Genomic DNA, 21,765 nt, shown 5'->3' on the forward strand with positions numbered 1-21,765 from the left:
CTCAGGCTGCGATCTTCTCGCGGATCTGGCGCTTGGTGCGACCCAGCAGCGCGGTCATGCCGCGGATGCGCAGTGGGCTGACCGCCTCGGTGAGGCCGAGATCCTGTGGGTAGAAGTCGGGCACCGCGAGCACCTCATCCACCGTGAGCCCGTCGAGACCCTGCACGAGAATCGAGGCGAAACCGCGAGTCGTCGGTGCTTCCTTGGGAGCCGTCGCGTGAAGGTGAACGATGTTGTCAGCATCCACTTCGACGAAGATGAAGACGGGGGACTGGCACTCCTCGACCCGCTCCAACAGATCCGGATGACTGCTGTACTTCTCCGGCAGTTCCGGCAGCTCGTTCGCGAACTCGAGCAGCAGCATCAGACGTTCTCGTTGTTCGAGCTCGAGAAAGTCGTTCTTGATCTGCGCGAGCGAGTCAGGCAGCGGGGTTTCGGTCATGGTTTTTCCAGTATTTCACTGTTGCCACGGCGCGGGCGGGACGGAGTTGCGCCCGGCCCGCATCCGTGTGGCTATCGGACGGGAACCGCGCCGGGCTCGGCACCCTTGACGATGGGTACGCGCACGGCGCTGCCCCACTCGGTCCATGAACCGTCGTAGTTGCGCACGCCCTCGAGGCCGAGGAGGTGCGTCAGCACGAACCAGGTGTGGCTGGAGCGCTCACCGATGCGGCAGTAGGCGATGATGTCATCACCGTTCTTGAGCCCGGCGCCGTCGCGGTACAGCGCGTTGAGCTCGTCAATGGAACGGAACGTGCCATCCTCGGCCGCCGCCTTGCCCCAGGGGATGTTGCGCGCACTCGGAATGTGGCCGCCGCGCAGCGTTCCCTCCTCGGGGTTGGCCGGTGCGGTGGTGCGCTGTCCCGTGTACTCCTCCGGTGAGCGCACGTCGATCAGCGGGTTGCCGAGGTGAGCCAGCACGTCGTCCTTGTAAGCGCGGATCGGAGCGTCGTTGCGCTCGATGACCGGATAGTCGACGGCGGCTGGAGTCGGAACGTCGGTGGTGTACTCGCGCCCCTCGGCCTCCCACTTGACCCGGCCTCCATCGAGGAGGCGCACGTCTTCGTGGCCGAACAGGGTGAAGACCCACAGCGCGTAGGCGGCCCACCAGTTGTTCTTGTCGCCGTAGATCACGACGGTGGTGTCTCGGGAGATGCCCTTCGAGCCGAGGAGCTTCGCAAAAGCCTCGCCGTCGATGTAGTCGCGCTCGACCGGGTCGTTCAGGTCGGTGTGCCAGTCGATCTTGACGGCACCGGGGATGTGTCCGGTTTCGTAGAGGAGCACGTCTTCATCCGATTCCACGACGACGAGACCTGGCGTGCCGAGGTGGCTCTGCAGCCAGTCGGTGCTGACAAGTCGTTCCGGGTGGGCAAAAGCCTGGAACTGGGATGATGAATCGACCTCGACGGTCATGGTTACCTCCGGGTGGTGCCGCTGGGGCAGCGTTCAGTGAGTTGGCTGGTCGGGTTAGGCTTGACCAGTCCGTACTGCGAATGTACGCACGGGGGATGCCGAAACACAGGGCACCCGTAAGACTTCGACACAATAAGAGGCGTCTCGATTGACTACCGTTGTGCCCGGCTCGCCATCGAGCCTGGTCGTGAGGACGCCCACTCTTTCGGGCGAAGAGATCGTCAACCATCTCGTTCCTCCTCGCCAGTTTAGCTCCGCAACCCTCGACTCGTATCGGCCCGACCGCGACTACCCATCGCAGGGTGCTGCCGTCGCCGCCATCCGCAATTTTGTCGCCGCGTTCACCGCGAAGGGCGGCGGTCTCTTCTCCCGCCGGCGGGAGAAGGCCGAGGTGCGACCCGGCGTGTATCTCGACGGCGGCTTCGGCGTGGGCAAAACCCATCTGCTCGCCGCGCTGTGGCACGCGGCACCGGGCCGCAAGTACTTCGGTACCTTCATCGAGTACACCGCGCTCGTGGGCGCGCTCGGGTACGCACCGACGGTTTCCCTGCTGAAGGGTGCGTCGCTCATCTGCATCGACGAGTTCGAACTCGACGACCCGGGAGACACGAGGCTCATGTCGAGGCTGCTCTCCGATCTCGTGGCCACCGGCTCGAGGATCGCGGCAACGTCGAACACTCCGCCGAACGCGCTCGGCGAGGGGCGCTTCGCAGCCCAGGACTTCCTGCGGGAGATCGACGCCCTCTCCGCCCAGTTCACAACGATTCGCATCGACGGCCTCGACTATCGTCGGCGCGACCTCGAGGGCCATGCCGTCACGCTCGACGAAGCGCAGTTCGAGGCCGCTATCGAGGGCTCGGCCGTGGCCACCGTCGACGATTTCGATGCCGTCATAGCCCACCTCTCGACCGTGCATCCCTCGCGCTATGTGAAGCTGATCGAGGGCATCGAGACCATCGGCATGCGCGGCGTGCATCCGTTCAAGAGCCAGACGGATGCGCTGCGTTTCGTCGCCTTCGTCGACCGGCTCTACGACGCACAGGTGCGCGTCTTCGGCACGGGCACCTCGCTGGACCAGGTGTTCCCCGAGGAGATGCTCTCGGGCGGGTATCGCAAAAAGTACCTGCGAGCCGTCTCAAGGCTCATCGCGCTCACAACGGATGCCGCGGCCTAGCGCGACGACTCCGCACTAGTGCAGTCGCCGCCGATAGTGTCGCGACCGCGCCACGGTGAAGACGATGCCGATGACGCTCGCGATGAGCGAGGCGCTCAACACGGCGAGCGTTCCCTCGACGGCGACCTCCGGCTGGCCCCGAAACGCCAGTTCGTTCATGAGGAGCGAGACGGTGAACCCGACGCCGCCGAGCGCCGCCACCATCACGATGTCTCCCAGCGGCAGGGACGCCGCGCGGGTGCTGCGCGGCGAGAGTTGCCTCGCAACGAGCGCTCCTCCGGTGATGCCGACGAGCTTGCCGACGGGCAGCGCCACGAGAATCGCCCAGAAGACGGGACTGAGGCCCTCTGACCCGACCTTGGGCAGGGTGACAAGCGCGGCCACGAAGGCGAACAGGGGCAGGATGATGCCGTTCGACCACGGCTCGAGCGCTCGGCGAGTCGTGGCGGAGCTGCGCGGGCCCATGGAGAGCCCGAGTGCGACGCCCGCGACGGTGGCGTGAATGCCGGAGAGGTGCACGAGCAGCCACACCGCGATGGCGAGCAGCACGAGGACGACGACCAGCGGGGCGCCGCCCCGCCTGCGCACGCTTCTGCTCAGCCAGCCGAAGACGAGGATGAGCGGCACGGCGAGCAGCATCGGGATCGGCTGCAGCTCGGTCGTGAAGAAGATGGCAATGATGAGGATCGCGATGAGGTCGTCGATCACGGCTACGCCGAGCAGCATCGCCCGGATGCGCGCGGGGAGTCCGCGGCCCGCGAGCGCAAGCACGCCGAGCGCGAAAGCGATGTCCGTCGCCGTGGGGATCGGCCATCCGGATGACAACCCCGGCTCGCGCACCAGCATCAGGAAGATGAGGGCGGGCACGATCACGCCACCGACAGCCGCCAGCGCGGGCACGAGCGCCTTACGAGGGCTGTCCAACTCGCCGTGGCTCAGTTCGTGCCGAAGCTCGATCGCCGCGAGGAAGAAGAAGATCGCGAGCAGGCCATCCGTGACCCAGTGTCCGAGCGAGAGGTCCAACCCGGGCACCGCTGCGAACGGATGCGTGTCGCGGAGCGAATGCAGGGCGGGCGCCCACGGTGTGTTTGCGAGCACGAGGCCGAGAACGGCGGCGCCGAGCAGGAGGAATGCCGCGTAGCGCTCGTTTCTCAGGAACCTCATCCCGAGAAGTCTACGAGAGAGCTGCGGCGACGAAACACGATGTTTACCTGCGAGCGCTGCGCGTAACAGGACCGAAACAGAATGCGGCGCCCGGCGAAATCTCGTGGCGGGATGCTGAGCGCCATACCCAGGACGGCGGGCATCCGATCGAGTGTTCGGACCACAGCCGCTCGTCCGCGCGAGAGAGAGGTAACCGCCATGGTCGAATTTTCGGCTGCGACCGACGCCATAACCAATAACGTGAACTCGCTGTGGCTGCTCGTCGCCGCAGCGCTCGTGCTGCTCATGACGCCTGGCGTTGCCTTCTTCTACGGTGGCATGGTCAAGGCCAAGAGCGTCATCAGCATGATGATGATGAGTTTCGGCGCGATGGGTCTCGTCGGGGTGCTGTGGGTCCTCTACGGCTATGGCTTCGCCTTCGGTCCCGCGCTCATCCCGGGCTGGCTCGGCAATCCGAGCGACCTGTTCGGTCTCACCGGCCTGCTGGGCATCGGCAAGGGCGGAGCGATGTCGCCCGACCTGAACGCGCTCGCGTTCGCCGGCTTCCAGGCGACCTTCGCGATCATCACCGTCGCCCTGATCTCGGGCGCGATTGCCGACCGGGCGAAGTTCGGTTCCTGGATGATCTTCGCCGGCGTCTGGGCCACCGTTGTCTACTTCCCCGTGGCCTACTGGGTCTTCAACCTCGGCCAGGGCTGGGCAGCCTTCGGTCTCAAGGTCAACGACTTTGCCGGCGGAACCGCCGTGCACATCAATGCCGGCGCGGCCGGTCTCGCGCTGGCTCTCGTGCTCGGCAAGCGCGTCGGATTTCGCAAAGGCCTGTCGAAGCCTCACAACGTTCCGCTCACGCTGCTCGGCGCCGCGCTGCTGTGGTTCGGCTGGTTCGGCTTCAACGCGGGGTCTGAGGCGGCGGTGGATGGCGTCGCGGCAATCGCCTGGATCAACACCTTTGCGGCACCCTCCGCCGCCATTCTCGGCTGGCTGATCGTCGAGCGAATCAAGGATGGCAAGCCCACCTCGATCGGTGCGGCCTCAGGCGCCGTCGCGGGACTCGTGGCCATCACGCCGGCCTGCAACATCCTGACGCCCGGTTGGGCCATGCTGCTCGGGCTCGTGGTCGGCGCCGTCTGTGCTCTCGCGATCGACCTGAAGTACAAGCTCGGCTTCGATGACTCGCTCGACGTGGTCGGCATCCACCTCGTCGGCGGCATCATCGGAACGCTCTACATCGGCATCTTCGGCAGCGGTATCGGTCTGCTCGACACGGGCAGCCTCAAGCAGCTGGGCGCGCAGGCACTCGCCGCCTTCGGCATCGCGATCTACTCCTTCGTGCTCGCTTATGCGATCGGCTGGGCGATCCAGAAGACCATCGGTTTCCGCATCACGAACGAGGATGAGGTCGCGGGAGTCGACACGATCGTGCACGGTGAAGAGGGCTACGCGCTCGAGACCGTGTAAAACTATCCACGAACGGTGGGGGTGCTGCTCGCAGGAGCGGCGCCCCCGCCATCGTTAACCGCGGTTGCGAGAGGACGGGTCCGATGGGCGCTCTCGCGACCGCAACTGCCGCAGAGCTGGAGCAGCGCACCCTGCTGCTGGTGCTGTGCGCCGTACTCGTTCTCGCCATGGCAATGGGCGCGTGGTTGTTCTATTCGCGGGGTCGACTCGGCAGTAGGCGCGCCTTCGTCACCGCGGTCACCGTGGTGATCGTGTGGGCGATCTGCGGCTACGGTCTCGTGTTCGGCGCGCCGCTCATTCCGGGCCTTCTCGGCGATCCCTTCGCACTCGACCTTGCGGATGGCGGCGCCGTCGCACAGACCTTCACGGCCGCCGCATTCCACGGTTCGCTCGCCGTGCTGACTCTCACGATCGTGGCCTGCGCCGTCGGCGACAAGGTGGCACTCTGGCCATGGCTCGTCTTCGTCGCCCTGTGGACGCTCCTCGCGTACGTGCCCGTGGCCTACGCCGAGTTCAACATGACCGACGGATGGCTGTTCACCGGCCTGCAGATCAATGATCAGGCCGGGGGAGCGCTCATCCACGTGACCGCGGGTGCTGCCGCGCTCGCCCTGCTCGTGGTGCTGCGGCCATCGGTGGTGCCAGCCGCTCGCGGCACGGCAGGGATGTTAGGCGGCACCGTGCTGATCTGGGGCGGCGCCTTCGGGCTGGTCGTCGGCTCGGAGGGACGCGTGGACGCACTGTTCTCGGTCTTGGTGACCAATACGCTGATCGCTCCTGCGTTGGCCGCCGTCGCGTGGATCGTCGTGCAGTTCCTGATGACGGGTCGGCCGACGGTGCGAGGTGCGACCTCGGGAGTCGTGAGCGGTGTGGTAGCGGTCACGCCTGCCTGCAACATCCTGACACCAGCCTGGGCCGCGCTGCTCGGGCTGCTTGCCGGAGCGACCTGCGCCGCGATCGTGACCCTCGGTCGCCGCTCGCGGTTCGGTGACCGCCTGGACATCACGGGCATCCACCTCGTGGGCGGTGCGGTGGGGCTCACCTATGTCGGCCTGCTCGGCAACGGCATCGGATGGAAGGACTCCGGTCAGCCCGACGGCATCGCGGACCAGGCGGGTGCTGCGATCGGGGTGGCCGCGTGGTCTTTCCTGGTCGCGTGCATCCTCGCGTGGTTGCTGCGGCGGGTGCTGTCGCCGCGTCGCTGAATCACGGCTCTGGCCGGCTGAGTACGATGCGATCAACCCCGCACGCGCTTCAAAGGAGAGCCACGCGATGAGACCACTTCGATACTCGATCAACGTCACGCTCGACGGCTGTTGTCATCACGAGGCCGGCCTCGCGCCCGACGTCGAGTCGATGCGCTACTGGACGGATCAGCTGGCGCGCGCCGACGCCCTGCTGTTCGGCCGGGTGACCTACGAAATGATGGAATCCGCGTGGCGCAAGCCTGCCTCGGGATCATGGCCCGACTGGGTGCAGGAGTGTCAGATCCCCTTCGCCGAGACCATCGATCGCGCGAAGAAGTACGTCGTCTCGAGCACGCTTGCCGCAGTCGACTGGAATGCAGAGCTGCTGCGAGGTGACGTGGTGCAGGCGGTCCATCGGCTCACACAGGAGCCCGGCGAAGGGCTGTGGGTCGGTGGTGTCACGCTTCCTGGTGCGTTGGCGGACGCAGACCTGATCGACGAGTACGAGTTCCTCGTGCAGCCGGTGCTTGCCGGACACGGGCCGACGTTGCTCTCTGGGTTGCGCAAGCGCATCCAACTCGATCTCGTGGGCCGCGCCGAGCTTCAGTCTGGCGCGGTCGCCATGCGATACCGGCCGAGGCGAGAGCCCGCGTGACGCGCTGTGGTGGGCGATACCGGACTCGAACCGATGACCTCTTCCGTGTGAAGGAAGCGCGCTACCAACTGCGCCAATCGCCCGCTGAAAGCCTCCGAAGCGGCTCTTTCTGCGAGACACGATCCTAGCCGACACGAAGGCGGAGCACCTATTCGAGCGCGCCGCGACACACACCGCGCTGCGTTTGGCTAACGCTCCGGCTTTCGTATAGAGTCACTGAGCACGCAGAAATGCGGGCATGCGGATGTGGCGCAGTGGTAGCGCATCACCTTGCCAAGGTGAGGGTCGCGAGTTCGAATCTCGTCATCCGCTCGAGTGAAGTCTCACGCTGAGAACTCAACAACGTGTGAGAACCCACCATGGTGGCGTGGCCGAGAGGCGAGGCAGCGGCCTGCAAAGCCGTCCACACGGGTTCAAATCCCGTCGCCACCTCCACTCAGCAACACTCAGAACAAAACCACTCAGTACGACATCCCGGGCGGTTGGCGCAGCGGTAGCGCGCTTCCCTGACACGGAAGAGGTCGCTGGTTCGATCCCAGTACCGCCCACACAAGTAAGGCTCCGAAACTGTGTTTCGGAGCCTTACGTCTTTTCTGGATCGAGCCGGCGACCTGACGACCACCGCGAACGCTCCGCGTCCACTCCAAGGCGGTCGTCCTGGTTCGATCCCAGTACCGCCCACTTCAGTAGGGCCCCGAAACTCGTTTCGGGGCCCTATGTCATTTCAGGATCGAGCCGGCGACCGACGACCACCGCGAACGCTCCGCGACCGCTCGAAGGCGGCCGTCCTGGTTCGATCCCAGTGCCGCGCACTTTAGGAAGGCTCCGAAAACTCTTGTCGGGGCGTTACGTCATCAACCGATGTGGGTGCCCACCAGGCTGCCGATGGCGAAGGTCACGACCATGGTCACCACGCTGACCAACACATTGCGGATGATCGCTCGACCGGGTGCAGCGCCTCCGAGTCGTGCGGCAACCCATCCGGTGATCGACAGCGACGCGATCACGGCGACGAAGGTGATCGGTATGCGCACACTCACCGGCGGCAATGCGATCGCGAGCAGCGGGAGTACCGACCCGAGCGCGAACGACACCATCGATGCGAGGGCGGCGGCCCACGGATTGGCGTGATGGTCCGGGTCGATGCCCAGTTCGATCTGCGCGTGGGCCCGGAGCGCGTCATGAGCGGTCAACTCCGTCGCGACCCGCGACGCTGTGTCTTTCGACAGCCCCTGCGCCTCGTAGAGTTCGGCGAGTTCGGCGAGCTCCTCATCGGGCATGTGCTCGAGTTCGTATCGCTCCTTTGCCAGCGCGGCGCGCTCGGTGTCGCGCTGCGCGCTCACCGAGGTGTACTCGCCACCGGCCATCGACAGCGCGCCGGCTACGAGTCCGGCGAGCCCCGCGATGAGGATGGCCGCGACGTTCGCCGTGGCGCCCGCGACGCCCACAACGAGGCCCGCCGTTGAGACGATTCCGTCGTTGGCGCCGAGCACTCCGGCTCTCAGCCAATTCAAGCGCGATGCGAGGTGCGCGTCGTGGGGCTCGTCGTGGGGTTCGAAGGCGGGGCTCGCGGGGACGGTCATGCTGCGACGCTACAGTTGTTCTGACCACTTTTCCCAGTAAGGAGCACCTCACCAGTGTCTGAATCCTCCGCCAGCGCCGCGTCCCCGATTGAGGCAGTGACGGCCGAGACAGACACGACGGGGTTCGAGCTGTTCACCGACCGCAGCGTCGTCGCGGTGAGGGTCGACGGGCAGCTGCGCGACCTCGCCGCCGCGGTGAAGGCCGGCGACGTGGTCGAACCGGTACTGATCTCGTCGGCGGACGGTCTCAGCATCCTCCGGCACTCGGCAGCACACGTCGCCGCGCAGGCCGTGCAGTCGATCAATCCGGAGGCGAAACTCGGCATCGGACCGCCCATCACCGACGGTTTCTACTACGACTTCGACGTCGAGGTGCCGTTCACGCCCGAGGATCTCAAGGCCATCGACAAGGCCATGGAACGGATCATCAAGCAGGGCCAGCGCTTTGTGCGCCGCGTTGTCACCGAGGATGAGGCACGCGCGGCACTCGCTGGCGAGCCGTACAAGCTCGAGCTCATTGGTCTGAAGGGCCACCCCACCGAGGGTGCGGGCGGCACGGATGACAACGAATCCGTGGAGGTCGGCGGTGCCGAGCTGACCATCTACGACAACGTCGATCCCAAGACCGGCGAGACCGTGTGGCGCGACCTGTGCCGGGGCCCGCACCTGCCGAACACGCGCATGATCGGCAACGGATACGCGCTCACCCGCACCGCCGCCGCCTACTGGCGCGGCTCGGAGAAGAACAAGCAGTTGCAGCGCCTGTACGGCACGGCGTGGCCGACCAAGGAGGAGTTGAGGGCGTATCAGGCCCGGATGGAAGAGGCGGCGAAGCGCGACCACCGCAAGCTCGGCGCGGAACTCGACCTGTTCTCGTTCCCCGAGGAGATCGGCTCGGGACTCGCGGTGTTCCACCCCCGGGGCGGAATCATCCGCGCCGAGATCGAGAACTACATGCGCGAGCGGCTGCTCGCCAACGACTACGAGCTCGTCAACACGCCGCACATCACCAAGGCGCACCTCTACGAGGTCAGCCAGCACCTCAGCTGGTACAAGGACGGCATGTTCCCGCCCATGCACCTCGATGAGGAGCGCGACGACGAGGGCAACATCACCCGGCAGGGGCAGGACTACTACCTCAAGCCCATGAACTGCCCGATGCACAACCTGATCTACCGGGCGCGCGGCCGCAGCTATCGCGAGCTCCCGCTGCGACTCGCGGAGTTCGGCACGGTCTACCGCTACGAGAAGAGCGGAACGCTCTCCGGCCTCACCCGCGTTCGCGGCCTCACCCAGGATGACGCACATATCTACGTCACGCCCGAACAGGTGAAGCCGGAACTCACCCGCCAGCTCGAATTCGTGCTCGAAACCCTGCGCGGCTACGGACTCACCGACTTCTACCTCGAGCTCTCGACCAGGGACCCGGAGAAGTCCGTGGGAAGCAACGAGCAGTGGGACGAGGCGACAGAGACCCTGCGACAGGTCGCCGTCGAATCCGGGCTCGAACTCGTCGATGACCCGGGCGGAGCCGCGTTCTACGGGCCGAAGATCTCGGTGCAGGCGAGGGACGCCATCGGCCGCACCTGGCAACTCTCCACGGTGCAGCTCGACTTCAACCAGCCCGAACTTTTCGACCTCGAATACACCGCGGCGGATGGCACGAGGCAGCAGCCGGTGATGATCCACCGCGCGCTCCTCGGATCGATCGAGCGTTTCTTCGCGATCCTGCTCGAGCACTATGCCGGCGCTTTCCCGGTGTGGCTGTCCCCGGTGCAGGTGGTCGGCATCCCGGTGGCGGACGAATATGGCGACTACCTCGACGGCGTGATTGCGCAGCTCAAGGCCAGGGGAGTGCGCGCAGAGGTCGACCATTCGAGCGATCGGATGCCGAAGAAGATCCGCACGCACACCAAGGCCAAGGTGCCCTTCCAGCTCATTGCCGGCGAAGAGGACAGGGCGGCGGGTGCGGTCAGCTTCCGCTTCCGTGACGGCACGCAGGAGAACGGCATCCCCATCGCCGACGCGATCGAGAGAATCACGACCGCGATCGCGACGAAGGCGCAGGTGTAGCCCATGGGTCCATACGAGCCAGGAGAGTTCGGCGACGTGCCGATCGAGAACTCGAGCGACTTCGCGGCCGTGCCGGACTCGTTCCAGCGGTTATGGACGCCTCACCGTCTCGTCTACATCCAAGAGGGACAGCAGCCGGAGGCGCACGCATGCCCCTTCTGCACCGCCCCCGCGCTCGACGACGAGAAGGCGCTCATCGTTGCCCGCGGCGAGCACTGCTACGTGCTGCTGAACCTGTTTCCGTACAACACCGGCCATCTGCTGGTGTGCCCGTACCGGCACATCGCGAGCTACGACCAGGCCAACGCCGAGGAGGTTGCCGAGATGGGTAGCCTCACCCAGACGGCGATGCGCGTGCTCAGCGAGGTCGCGCACTGCGATGGCTTCAACCTCGGAATGAACCAGGGCAGGATCGCCGGCGCGGGCATCGCCGACCACCTGCACCAGCACATCGTTCCGCGCTGGGCGCTCGACTCGAACTTCTTTCCGATCATCGCCAAAACGAAGGCCGTGCCGCAGCTCCTGGGGGGCGTTCGGGCGGATGTCGCCGCGGCCTGGCCGAAGCCCTAGTCGCAGTAGAATAGGGGCACATCCCCACGCCGCGAAGGCAGCACGATCGCGCCGCTGAGACTGGATGGCACAGCTACGGGGCGCCGATCGGCAGCCCAAAGGGAAGGCAATAGTGAGCGACAGCAGCAACGCAGGAGAACTGGGCACGAGCCGCGTCAAGCGCGGACTCGCCGAAATGCTCAAGGGCGGCGTCATCATGGACGTGGTGAACGCCGAGCAGGCGAAGATCGCCGAGGATGCCGGGGCCGTCGCAGTCATGGCGCTCGAACGGGTGCCCGCAGACATCCGTTCGCAGGGCGGTGTCGCTCGCATGAGCGACCCCGACCTCATCGACGGCATCATCGAGGCCGTGTCGATCCCGGTCATGGCGAAGGCCCGCATCGGCCACTTCGTCGAGGCGCAGATCCTCGAGGCGCTCAAGGTCGACTACATCGACGAGTCCGAGGTTCTCAGCCCGGCCGACTACGTGAACCACATCGACAAGTGGAAGTTCACCGTTCCCTTCGTCTGCGGCGCAACCAACCTGGGCGAGGCGCTGCGGCGCATCAACGAGGGCGCGGCGATGATTCGCTCGAAGGGCGAGGCAGGCACGGGCGACGTCTCCGAGGCCACCAAGCACATCCGCACCATCAAGTCGGAGATCGCGGCGCTCACGGCGAAGAGCGAAGACGAGCTCTACGTCGCGGCCAAGGAACTGCAGGCGCCCTACGAGCTTGTGCTCGAAATTGCGCGCACCGGCAAGCTTCCCGTCGTGCTGTTCACCGCCGGCGGCGTCGCAACCCCCGCGGACGCCGCACTCATGATGCAGCTCGGTGCTGACGGCGTGTTCGTCGGTTCCGGCATCTTCAAGTCGGGCGATCCCGCGAAGCGTGCCGCGGCCATCGTGAAGGCCACGACCTTCTTCGATGACGCCTCGGTCGTCGCCGAGGCCTCCCGAGGGCTCGGCGAGGCAATGGTGGGCATCAATGTCGCTGACCTCGCTGCACCGCACCGCCTCTCCGAACGTGGCTGGTAACTCACGCAACCGAAAGATCACGGCATGACGGCGCCGATCGGTGTGCTCGCGCTGCAGGGCGACTTCCGCGAGCACATTGCCGTGCTGCGCTTCCTCGGTGCGGATGTCATCCCGGTTCGGCGCGAAGAGGACCTGGACAAGGTGGCCGGGCTCGTCATCCCGGGCGGCGAGTCCAGCGTGATGGACAAACTCAGCCGCCTCTTCGGGCTCGCGGAACCGCTGAAGGCGGACATTGCATCCGGCCTGCCGGTGTACGGCACCTGCGCCGGCCTCATCATGCTCTCGAACACCGTGCTCGACGCGATCGAGGGTCAGCAGAGCCTCGGCGGTCTCGACATCGACGTGCGCAGGAATGCCTTCGGTTCGCAGACCTCGTCCTTCGAGGTCGACCTCGACATTCCCGTGGTCGGCGACGTTCCGATGCACGCGGTCTTCATCCGGGCGCCCGTAGTCGAGCGGGTGGGCGACGATGTGACCGTCGTCTCTGCACTGGACGATGGCCGGGTCGTGGCTGTTGAGCAGGGCAACCTGCTCGGCACCTCGTTCCACCCGGAGATGACGGGCGACACGCGTTTTCACCAGTACTTCCTCGACCGTGTCGAGAGCGTGGGATTCGGCGCCAGTCACCGCTGACCCTGCACGGCGCGGCCGGGAGGCGTCGAGCGGCTGGCTAGAATGTTCAGCATGTCAGGTCACTCCAAATGGGCAACCACGAAGCACCAGAAGGCCGTTAAGGACTCGCGCCGTGCCAAGTCGTTCGCCAAGCTCATCAAGAACATCGAAGTCGCCGCGAAGCTCGGCGGCGCCGACCTGGCAGGCAACCCCACGCTCGTCGACGCCGTGCAGAAGGCGAAGAAGACCTCGGTCCCGAACTCCAACATCGATTCCGCGATCAAGCGCGGATCGGGCCAGCTCGGCGAGGCCGTCGACTACCAGACGATCATCTACGAGGGCTACGCGGCCGGCGGTGTCGCTCTGCTCATCGAGTGCCTCACCGACAACAAGAACCGCGCCGCAGCGGATGTGCGCACCATCATGACCCGCAACGGTGGCACGATGGGTGACCCGGGGAGCGTCGCATACAACTTCAGCCGCAAGGGCGTCATCTCGGTCACGAAGACAGACAGCGTCACCGAGGACGACATCCTCGCGGCCGTACTCGATGCCGGTGCCGAGGAGGTCAACGACCGAGGCGCGGGCTTTGAAATCGTGTCGGAGCCGCACGACCTCGTGGCGGCGCGCACCGCGCTGCAGGAGGCGGGAATCGACTACGACTCGGCGGACGTCGAGTTCGTGCCCGGGCTCACCATCGAGGTGGATGTCGAGACCGCGCGCAAGATCTTCCGCCTCATCGACGCGCTCGACGACAACGATGACGTGCAGAACGTCTACGGCAACTTCGACATCCCCGCCGAGGTCCAGGCCGTCCTCGACGAGGAGGAGTAGGCCACCCTGTGACCATCCGGGTCCTCGGTATCGACCCGGGCCTCACTCGCTGCGGGGTCGGCATCGTCGATGTCGCGGCCACCCGCACGGCGAAACTGGTGAGCGTCGAGGTCATCCGGACGCCGCACGAACTGCCCCTCGAACAGCGCCTTCTCACCGTGGGCACCGAGATCGAACGCCTCTTCGACGAGTACCAACCGCAGGCCTTTGCGATCGAGCGCGTCTTCGCGCAGCACAACCTGCGCACCGTGATGGGCACCGCCCAGATCAGCGGGGTCGCGCTTCTCATCGCCGCGCGTCATGGGCTCACGGCAGGACTGCACACGCCGTCGGAGGTCAAGGCGTCCATCACGGGTTACGGTTCGGCGGACAAGAAACAGGTGGCGACGATGGTGGCGCGGGTGCTCGGTCTTGCCGAACTGCCGAGCCCCGCCGACGCATCCGACGCCCTGGCCATTGCTCTGTGCCACGCCTGGCGCACCCCGGGGTTGCTGACCGGCTCGAGCGGGCGAGGTGATGGAGAAGCAGCGACGCCGACACCGGCGCAGCAGGCGTGGCTCGCCGCGGAGCGTTCCGCGGGGAAGTCGGCGGTCAAACGTAGGCTGGCACCATGATCTCTTCGGTGCGTGGCACAGTCCTGTCTGCGGCTGGCACGAGTGCTGTCATCGAGGTCGGGGGAGTGGGACTCGCCGTCACCGTCACGCCGCAGCACGCACTGTCGCTGCGGGTCGGCGCCGAGGCCGCCGTGCACACCGCCCTCGTCGTGCGCGAAGACGACCTCGCCCTCTTCGGGTTCTCGGATGCCGAACAGCTGGCCGTATTCGACCTGCTGCGCGGGGTCACCGGTGTCGGTCCGAAGTCCGCGATGGGCGTGCTCGCCGTGATGGCCCCGGCCGATGTCGCCGCGGCCGTCGCGACCGAGAATGATGCCGCCTTCCGCAAGGTGTCCGGCATCGGACCGAAGACCGCCAAGCTCATCGTCCTCTCACTCGCCGGCAAGATGCACGTCTCGGCCTCGGCAGAGCGCGCCACGCCGAGCGTGCAGGTCGCCGTGAAAGACAGCGTGCTGGTGGCACTCGTGGGACTCGGCTGGTCGGAGCGGGTGGCAGCGCAGGCTCTCGACGACGCGATTGCCGGCTCGAACGGCGCCGCGTTCGAGGTGCCGGCACTGCTCAGGCTCTCGCTTGCCGCGCTCGGACCGCAGCAGACGTCGAGCGTCGGGGAGGCCTCATGAATTCCGAGCTCTCGGATGACCCTTCCGTGGCGATCGTGCGCCCGACCCCGGAGTCGGAGGCCGAGCTCGCCTTCGAGGGTGCTCTGCGCCCCAAGACTCTCGCCGAGTTCGTCGGGCAGGCAAAGGTGCGCGCGCAGCTGCAGCTGCTGCTGCAAGCCGCCGGCCTGCAGAATCGCACCCCCGATCACATCCTCCTGGCCGGACCCCCCGGGCTCGGCAAGACCACGCTGGCCATGATCGTCGCCGAAGAGAGCGGGCGCTCCCTGCGGATGTCGAGCGGCCCCGCCATCCAGCACGCCGGTGACCTCGCCGCAGTTCTCTCCTCGCTCGTGCCGGGGGAGATCCTCTTCATCGACGAGATCCACCGCATGGCGCGGTCTGCCGAGGAGATGCTCTACCTCGCGATGGAGGATTTCCGCATCGACATCATGGTGGGCAAGGGCGCCGGCGCGACCTCCATCCCGCTGGATCTCGCACCGTTCACGCTGGTCGGCGCGACCACTCGCTCTGGACTGCTTCCCAACCCGCTCCGCGACAGGTTTGGGTTCACCGCGCACCTCGAGTTCTATGCGGAAGACGAGCTGGAGCAGGTGCTCACGCGCGCCGCGACGCTACTCGGACTCACGGTCGACCGCTCGGCCCTTGCCGAGATCGCGGGGCGCTGCCGGGGCACGCCGCGCATCGCGAACCGCCTGCTGCGACGCGTACGCGACTACTCGCTCGTGCACAACACCTCCGGCCTGGAGGCTGTTCACGCCGCTCTGGAACTCTATGACGTGGACGAGTTGGGACTCGACCGGCTCGACCGCGCCGTCATGGACGTGATCCTCACGCGCTTCGACGGTGGTCCCGTGGGGCTCGGAACACTCGCGGTTTCCGTCGGCGAGGAAGCCGAGACGATCGAGTCGGTGGTCGAGCCCTTCCTCGTGCGGATCGGGCTGCTCACCCGCACACCGAGGGGCCGCGTCGCCAGCAGAAGGGCGTGGTCGCACTTCGGGCTGAGCAAGCCGAGCGAGGCGCTCTTCGGCGATGACCTATAATTCAAGCTGGCTTAACAGCACCCGCGCCTAGACTTCAGGCTCTCTATACCAACCATCTCGGAAGGCTCGTTCGCACCATGCCCACAGAATTCATACTTATCGCGGTTGCGCTGGCCGTTTTCATCTTCTTCCAGTTCCGCAGTTCGCGTAAGCGTGCGAAGCAGGCCGAAGAGCGTCAGGCGACGATCGTTCCCGGCGCCGAGATCATGACGAACTACGGCCTCTACGGCACGCTCATCGACCTCGACGAAGAGAGCAATATCGCGCTGATCGAGACGACCCCTGGCACCGTGCTGCGGATTCACCGCCAGACGATCCTCAAGGCCGTAGACGACGAGACGCCGGATGCCGTGGCAGGCGACGCAAGCGACGCTGCGCCTGAAGCAGAGCTGAACACCGACCACGCGATCGCAGCCGGCGAGCCGGAGTTCGGCGAGCGTATCGAGCCGGCGCCGAAGAAGCCCGCTCGTGGCAGCAGCAAAAAGGCCGTTGACTAACCACTAACCTGATGTGTGCCCGCGCACTACTCGCGCGGGAGAGGTTTGAGCTGCGTCCGTAGTCACATAACGCCTCGCACGCGTAGAAAGCTGAGTTCCCGTTGGCAGCACGTAACACCCCGGTACGAAAAGCGTGGCGTTCCCTGACCTGGCTGATCGTCATAGTGGCGCTTCTCGCCGGGCTCAACGGGGCGGGCATGCTCTTCGATGGGGCAGCACCTACGCCGAAGCTGGCGCTCGACCTCGAGGGCGGTACGGAGATCATCCTCGCGCCGAAGATCGCCGAGGGCGCGGCGCAGCCGAGCGCCGATCAGCTCGACCAGGCCGTGTCGATCATCCGGCAGCGCATCGACGCCTCGGGCGTCTCCGAGGCCGAGATCAACACACAGGGTGGCCAGAACGTCGTCGTCTCGATCCCCGGTGTGGCTGATCAGGCAACGATCGACCGCATCGAATCCTCGGCGAAGCTCGAGTTCCGCGCCGTTCTGCAGACGGATGCCGCGGCCAATTCGCAGGCCGATGCGACTCCCACGCCCGGCGCCACGCCTTCCGCGGGTGCCACAGCAAACCCGAGCGCATCATCCACACCGGACTCAACACAGCCGACCAGCACCGCGACTCCCACGAATGCGAGCGACCTCGCCTGGGTGACACCGGAGCTTGCTAAGAAGTTCGCGAGTTTCGACTGCAAGAGCGTCGAGAAGTCCGGCGCCAACATCGCCGACCCGAAGAAACCTCTCATCACCTGTGACGATCCTGCATCGCTCGACAAGGGTCAACAGCAGACGAAGTACATCCTCGGTCCCGTCGAGGTGGCAGGAGAGACCATCTCCGATGCCTCCGCCGGCCAGGTGAGCAACAGCCAGGGTGCCGTCACCAACCAGTGGGCGGTGAACATCGTCTTCAACTCGAAGGGGGCCAAGGAGTTCGGTGCGGTCACGACGCGGCTGTATTCGCTGACCGGTGCGCGGCACCAATTTGCGATCGTGCTCGACGGCAGTGTCATCTCGGCGCCGACGACGAATGCCGTGATCACCAACGGCAAGCCGCAGATCACCGGAAACTTCACCCAGGCGACCGCGAAGACGCTCGCCGACCAGCTCAAGTTCGGTGCTCTTCCGATCGGGTTCCAGGTACAGAGCAAGAACCAGATCTCGGCCACGCTCGGTAGCAGTCAGCTGCAGAGCGGGCTTCTTGCCGGCCTCATCGGTCTCATCCTCGTCGTGATCTACTCACTCCTGCAGTACCGCCTGCTCGGGCTCGTTACCGTCGCCTCGCTTGTCGTAGCCGCGACGATCACCTACCTCTTCGTCACCCTCCTGTCCTGGCGCGAGGGGTATCGACTGTCGCTCGCCGGCGTCGCCGGCCTCATCGTCGCCATCGGCATCACCGCAGACTCGTTCATCGTCTACTTCGAACGAATACGTGATGAGTTGCGAGATGGCCGGGCACTGCCAGGGGCCGTTGAGGCGGGTTGGAAGCGTGCAATCCGCACCGTCCTCGCGTCCGACACGGTCAACTTCCTCGCCGCGGGCATCCTCTTCATCGTCGCCGTCGGCAATGTCAAGGGATTCGCCCTGACGCTCGGTATCACCACGATCATCGACATCGTCGTGGTGGCTCTGTTCACCCACCCGGTGCTGCAGCTGCTCTCCCGCACGAAGTTCTTCTCCGAGGGTCACCGCTTCAGCGGGCTCGACCCGAAGGCGCTGGGTGCCGTTTACCGCGGGCGTGCGACGTTCCGCGAGCCGGCCGGTGTGTCGGCGGCGAAGCGGTCGAGCAGTAGCAGGGAGGCGGCCAAGCGGCAGACGATTGCTGAGCGCAAGGCGGCCGAACAGGCCAGTATCGGCGGCAAGGGGAAGGATTCCTGATGGCCAGCTTCTCCAACTTCGGTAACGACCTCTATACGGGCGAGCGCTCCTACGACATCGTCGGCAAGCGCAAGGTCTGGTACGTCGTAGCGGCGCTACTCATCCTCACGGCGATCATCGTCCCGATCATCCGGGGCGGTTTCGTCTTCGGAATCGAATTCCGCGGTGGCTCGCAGTTCCAGGTCTCGCAGACGACGAACCTCAAGCAGTCATTGGCGAGCGACACGGTGAAGAGCGTCGTCGCGGACGCCAACCCGAAGGTCACCATCATCGGTGACCACTCGGTGCGCATCCAGACGGATCAGCTGACCGACGCGCAGACGGTCGAGATCAAGGACGCCCTCGCAAAGGCGTACGACGTCAAGAACTCCAAGGTGACGACCTCATTCATCGGTGCGACATGGGGACAGGACATCACGCGGCAGGCCATCACCGGTCTGATCGTGTTCGTGCTGCTCGCCGGCGTCGTGATGGCGTTGTACTTCCGAACCTGGAAGATGTCGCTGTCCGCCATCGTGGCGCTGCTTCACGACCTCGTCATCACCGCGGGCTTCTACGGCATTCTGGGCTTCGAGGTAACGCCGGCGGCCGTGATCGGATTCTTGACGATCCTCGGATACTCGCTCTATGACACGGTCGTCGTCTTCGACAAGATCCGTGAGAACACCATGGAGGAAGGCGCGGAGACGCACAGAACATTCGGTGAATCGGTGAACTATGCGGTCAACCAGACGCTCGTCAGGTCGATCAACACCTCGGTCGTCGCCATCCTCCCCGTTGCGGGCATCCTCTTCATTGGTGCACTCCTGCTCGGGGCGGGTACGCTTCGCGACATCTCGCTCGCACTGTTCATCGGCATCCTCGTCGGAACCTATTCCACAATCTTCATCGCGGCACCGCTGTATGCGCAGTTGCGAGGTTACGACGAAGCGGTGAAGAAGAGGGACAAGCGCGTGCTCTCCGCTCGTCAGGCCAGCATCGTCGAGTAGGTGCGAGACGCATACTCCTCCACGCGCCGTGAGCGAACGAACGGCGCAGCCGCAGTCGCGAGTGTTAGCTTGTCTGTGTTGACCGGCTGGGAGGAGTGGCGATGACGGGAACCGCAACACAGAATCCCGCCACGCACGACGGCGGCCAGTCGCGCGAGGGCCAGAACACCGCGTCGCTGCGCACGCTGTTGCCGCGAATCTTCTCGAAGGCGCAGCCCACGGGCGCCGTTGATCGACTGATCAAGACGGTGCGTTCCCACCATCCCAAGGCGGATGTCGGCGTGATCGAGCGGGCCTATGCGGCAGCCGAACTCGCGCACCGCGGGCAGTTGCGCAGGAGCGGTGAGCCGTACATCACGCACCCGGTGGCCGTCGCCCAGATCCTCGCAGACCTCGGGATCGGCCCAAAGACGCTCGCTGCCGCCCTGTTGCACGACACCGTCGAAGACACCGACTACACGCTCGACAGGCTGCGCAACGACTTCGGCGATGAGATCGCCATGCTCGTCGACGGCGTGACCAAGCTCGACAAGCTCAAGTACGGTGACAGCGCGCAGGCCGAGACCGTGCGCAAGATGGTTGTCGCAATGTCCAAGGACATCCGCGTGCTCGTGATCAAGCTCGCCGATCGGCTCCACAACGCGCGCACCTGGGGATTCGTGCCCGCCGCCTCCGCCACGCGCAAGGCGCAGGAGACCCTCGAGATCTACGCGCCGCTCGCTCACCGCCTCGGCATCCAGGCGATCAAGTGGGAGCTCGAAGACCTCTCCTTCGCCGTGCTCTACCCCAAGCTCTACGTGGAGATCGAGAGCCTGGTGAAGCAGAGAACGCCTCAGCGCGAAGAGTTCGTGCAGCAGGTGATCGACGCGGTGAGCGACGACCTCAAGTCGTCGAAGATCAAGGGCAAGGTCGTCGGCCGGCCCAAACAGTACTACTCGATCTATCAGAAGATGATCGTGCGCGGCCGCGAATTCGACGAGATCTACGACCTCGTCGGGATCCGCGTGCTCGTCGGTTCGGTTCGCGATTGCTACGCGGTGCTCGGCTCGATCCACGCGAGGTGGAACCCGATCCCCGGCCGCTTCAAGGACTACATCGCGACGCCCAAGTTCAACCTCTATCAGTCCCTGCACACGACCGTGATCGGCCCGCAGGGTCGCGCGGTCGAGATCCAGATCCGCACCGAGGAAATGCACCAGCGCGCGGAGTTCGGTGTTGCCGCGCACTGGAAGTACAAGGAGCGGGTTAACGGCAAGAGCACCGGCGGGGGATTCAGCGGCGACACCGACATGGCGTGGCTGGCGCACATCACCGATTGGCAGGCCGAGACCTCCGATCCGAACGAGTTCCTCGACTCGCTGCGCTTCGAAATCGGTGCCAAGGAGGTGTACGTCTTCACGCCGCAGGGCAAGGTGATCGGCCTGCCGGCGGGGGCGACGCCGGTGGACTTCGCCTACGCGGTGCACACCGAGGTCGGGCATCGAACGATGGGATCGAAGGTCAACGGCAGGCTCGTGCCGCTCGAGACCGCCCTGAACAGCGGCGATGTCGTCGAGGTCTTCACCTCGAAGAATCCTGACGCCGGGCCCAGCAAGGACTGGCTGAACTTCGTGCAGAGCCCCCGGGCTCGCAACAAGATCAAGCAGTGGTTCACCAAGGAGCGGCGCGACGAGGCGATCGAGCAGGGCAAGGATGCCATCGCGCGCGCCATGCGCAAGCAGAACCTTCCGCTGCAGAAGCTGATGAACCAGAACTCCTTCGGCGAGGTCGCCGCGCAAATGCGCTACGACGACGTGTCGGCTCTGTACGCCGCGGTGGGTGAGGGTCACGTTTCGACACAGTCGGTGATCGAGAAAGTGCTCGCATCGCTGCACACCGAAGCCGAGACCGAAGATCCGGAGACACTGTTCCCCACCAAGGGTCGCGGCCGCCAGCTGCGCAACAGCGACTCCGGTGTGCTCGTGCGTGGCGCCCCCGACATCCTCGTCAAGCTCGCGAAGTGCTGCACGCCTGTGCCCGGCGACGCGATCGTCGGTTTCGTCACGCGCGGCTCCGGAGTGTCCGTGCATCAGGCGGATTGCCACAACGTCGCCTCGCTGCTGACCGAACCGGAGCGGATGATCGACGTTGAATGGGCGCCGTCATCATCGAGCCTCTTCCTCGTGCAGATCCAGGTCGAGGCGCTCGACCGATCGGGACTGCTCTCGGACGTGACCCGGGTGCTGTCGGAGAGTCACGTGAACATCCTCTCGGCGACCGTGTCGACCTCAAGCGATCGGCTGGCGCTTAGCCGCTTCGTCTTCGAGATGGGCGACACCACCCACCTCGACCGAGTGCTCAATGCCGTGCGGCGCATCGATGCTGTCTACGACGTCTACAGGGTGACCGGGGGCTAG

20 protein-coding genes and 4 tRNA genes are annotated in these 21,765 nt (G+C 65.6%); 19 read left to right on the forward strand and 5 right to left on the reverse strand.

Annotated features, from left to right (window positions below):
- Window position 1 precedes the first annotated feature (1 nt).
- Together ABUA37_RS04755 and ABUA37_RS04760 are read right to left on the reverse strand one after the other, a co-directional pair.
- Window positions 2–442: a SufE family protein gene (locus tag ABUA37_RS04755; protein ID WP_349897986.1), complete on the reverse strand. Its 441-nt coding sequence runs from the start codon at window positions 440–442 to the stop codon at window positions 2–4.
- A gap of 71 nt (window positions 443–513) precedes the next feature.
- Window positions 514–1,413, reverse strand: a complete 900-nt coding sequence (locus ABUA37_RS04760; protein WP_349897987.1) for a sulfurtransferase — start codon at window positions 1,411–1,413, stop codon at window positions 514–516.
- A 148-nt stretch (window positions 1,414–1,561) separates the two neighbouring features.
- Here ABUA37_RS04760 and zapE point away from each other — a divergent pair, with 148 nt between their 5' ends.
- Window positions 1,562–2,587 (forward strand): cell division protein ZapE, encoded by a 1,026-nt coding sequence (gene zapE, locus ABUA37_RS04765; RefSeq protein WP_407075347.1) that lies wholly within the window; start codon window positions 1,562–1,564, stop codon window positions 2,585–2,587.
- A 15-nt stretch (window positions 2,588–2,602) separates the two neighbouring features.
- Here the strand turns inward: zapE and ABUA37_RS04770 are convergent, their stop codons facing one another.
- The gene (locus ABUA37_RS04770) at window positions 2,603–3,751 is read right to left on the reverse strand and encodes a Na+/H+ antiporter NhaA (RefSeq protein ID WP_349897989.1); all 1,149 of its coding nucleotides are present in this window, start codon (window positions 3,749–3,751) and stop codon (window positions 2,603–2,605) included.
- A gap of 198 nt (window positions 3,752–3,949) precedes the next feature.
- Between ABUA37_RS04770 and ABUA37_RS04775 the strand changes: the two genes are divergently transcribed.
- The 3 genes from ABUA37_RS04775 (at window position 3,950) to ABUA37_RS04785 (ending at window position 7,051) form a co-directional block, all read left to right on the forward strand.
- Complete coding sequence (locus tag ABUA37_RS04775; RefSeq protein ID WP_349897990.1) at window positions 3,950–5,209, forward strand: ammonium transporter; 1,260 nt, start codon at window positions 3,950–3,952, stop codon at window positions 5,207–5,209.
- 83 nt (window positions 5,210–5,292) lie between these two features.
- The gene (locus ABUA37_RS04780) at window positions 5,293–6,414 is read left to right on the forward strand and encodes a hypothetical protein (RefSeq protein ID WP_349897991.1); all 1,122 of its coding nucleotides are present in this window, start codon (window positions 5,293–5,295) and stop codon (window positions 6,412–6,414) included.
- A 67-nt stretch (window positions 6,415–6,481) separates the two neighbouring features.
- Window positions 6,482–7,051 carry a dihydrofolate reductase family protein gene (locus ABUA37_RS04785; protein ID WP_349897992.1) on the forward strand — a complete coding sequence of 190 codons (570 nt, stop codon included), beginning with the start codon at window positions 6,482–6,484 and terminating at the stop codon, window positions 7,049–7,051.
- A gap of 7 nt (window positions 7,052–7,058) precedes the next feature.
- Here the strand turns inward: ABUA37_RS04785 and ABUA37_RS04790 are convergent.
- Window positions 7,059–7,134 (reverse strand) — tRNA-Val (locus ABUA37_RS04790).
- Window positions 7,135–7,291: 157 nt separating this feature from the next.
- Here ABUA37_RS04790 and ABUA37_RS04795 point away from each other — a divergent pair.
- From ABUA37_RS04795 to ABUA37_RS04805, 3 genes are all read left to right on the forward strand, one after another.
- Window positions 7,292–7,363 (forward strand) — tRNA-Gly (locus ABUA37_RS04795).
- Window positions 7,364–7,412: 49 nt separating this feature from the next.
- Window positions 7,413–7,486: transfer RNA gene (locus tag ABUA37_RS04800), tRNA-Cys, on the forward strand.
- A gap of 41 nt (window positions 7,487–7,527) precedes the next feature.
- A tRNA-Val gene (locus ABUA37_RS04805) sits at window positions 7,528–7,599 on the forward strand.
- Window positions 7,600–7,905: 306 nt separating this feature from the next.
- Here ABUA37_RS04805 and ABUA37_RS04810 read toward each other — a convergent pair.
- Window positions 7,906–8,634 carry a VIT1/CCC1 transporter family protein gene (locus ABUA37_RS04810; protein ID WP_349897993.1) on the reverse strand — a complete coding sequence of 243 codons (729 nt, stop codon included), beginning with the start codon at window positions 8,632–8,634 and terminating at the stop codon, window positions 7,906–7,908.
- A 96-nt stretch (window positions 8,635–8,730) separates the two neighbouring features.
- Between ABUA37_RS04810 and thrS the strand changes: the two genes are divergently transcribed.
- The 12 genes from thrS (at window position 8,731) to ABUA37_RS04870 (ending at window position 21,765) form a co-directional block, all read left to right on the forward strand.
- A complete protein-coding gene (gene thrS, locus ABUA37_RS04815; protein WP_349898630.1) occupies window positions 8,731–10,707 on the forward strand; it encodes a threonine--tRNA ligase in 1,977 nt (658 codons plus the stop codon).
- Between the two features lie 3 nt (window positions 10,708–10,710).
- Window positions 10,711–11,277: an HIT family protein gene (locus ABUA37_RS04820; protein ID WP_349897994.1), complete on the forward strand. Its 567-nt coding sequence runs from the start codon at window positions 10,711–10,713 to the stop codon at window positions 11,275–11,277.
- 64 nt (window positions 11,278–11,341) lie between these two features.
- Window positions 11,342–12,292 carry a pyridoxal 5'-phosphate synthase lyase subunit PdxS gene (gene pdxS / locus ABUA37_RS04825; RefSeq protein WP_407075348.1) on the forward strand — a complete coding sequence of 317 codons (951 nt, stop codon included), beginning with the start codon at window positions 11,342–11,344 and terminating at the stop codon, window positions 12,290–12,292.
- A 24-nt stretch (window positions 12,293–12,316) separates the two neighbouring features.
- Window positions 12,317–12,925, forward strand: coding sequence for a pyridoxal 5'-phosphate synthase glutaminase subunit PdxT (gene pdxT, locus ABUA37_RS04830; RefSeq protein ID WP_349897996.1), 609 nt, complete (start codon window positions 12,317–12,319; stop codon window positions 12,923–12,925).
- A gap of 51 nt (window positions 12,926–12,976) precedes the next feature.
- Complete coding sequence (locus ABUA37_RS04835) at window positions 12,977–13,738, forward strand: YebC/PmpR family DNA-binding transcriptional regulator (protein ID WP_349897997.1); 762 nt, start codon at window positions 12,977–12,979, stop codon at window positions 13,736–13,738.
- Window positions 13,739–13,752: 14 nt separating this feature from the next.
- Window positions 13,753–14,352 (forward strand): crossover junction endodeoxyribonuclease RuvC, encoded by a 600-nt coding sequence (gene ruvC / locus ABUA37_RS04840; RefSeq protein ID WP_349898631.1) that lies wholly within the window; start codon window positions 13,753–13,755, stop codon window positions 14,350–14,352.
- Window positions 14,349–14,972 carry a Holliday junction branch migration protein RuvA gene (gene ruvA, locus ABUA37_RS04845; RefSeq protein WP_349897998.1) on the forward strand — a complete coding sequence of 208 codons (624 nt, stop codon included), beginning with the start codon at window positions 14,349–14,351 and terminating at the stop codon, window positions 14,970–14,972. Before ruvC ends, ruvA begins: the two co-directional genes overlap by 4 nt.
- Window positions 14,969–16,012, forward strand: coding sequence for a Holliday junction branch migration DNA helicase RuvB (gene ruvB / locus ABUA37_RS04850; protein ID WP_349897999.1), 1,044 nt, complete (start codon window positions 14,969–14,971; stop codon window positions 16,010–16,012). Before ruvA ends, ruvB begins: the two co-directional genes overlap by 4 nt.
- Window positions 16,013–16,089: 77 nt before the next feature.
- On the forward strand, window positions 16,090–16,509 hold the full coding sequence (locus ABUA37_RS04855) for a preprotein translocase subunit YajC (protein WP_349898000.1): 420 nt from the start codon (window positions 16,090–16,092) through the stop codon (window positions 16,507–16,509).
- Between the two features lie 101 nt (window positions 16,510–16,610).
- On the forward strand, window positions 16,611–18,380 hold the full coding sequence (gene secD, locus ABUA37_RS04860; RefSeq protein WP_349898001.1) for a protein translocase subunit SecD: 1,770 nt from the start codon (window positions 16,611–16,613) through the stop codon (window positions 18,378–18,380).
- On the forward strand, window positions 18,380–19,369 hold the full coding sequence (secF, locus tag ABUA37_RS04865) for a protein translocase subunit SecF (RefSeq protein WP_349898002.1): 990 nt from the start codon (window positions 18,380–18,382) through the stop codon (window positions 19,367–19,369). The genes secD and secF overlap by 1 nt, the downstream gene beginning before the upstream one ends.
- A gap of 101 nt (window positions 19,370–19,470) precedes the next feature.
- Entirely contained in the window at window positions 19,471–21,765 is a 2,295-nt protein-coding gene (locus tag ABUA37_RS04870; protein WP_349898003.1) for a RelA/SpoT family protein, read from the forward strand.

The sequence above is a fragment of the Parafrigoribacterium soli genome (assembly GCF_040227235.1).
In the GTDB taxonomy this organism is placed as follows: Bacteria; Actinomycetota; Actinomycetes; order Actinomycetales; family Microbacteriaceae; genus Parafrigoribacterium_A; species Parafrigoribacterium_A soli.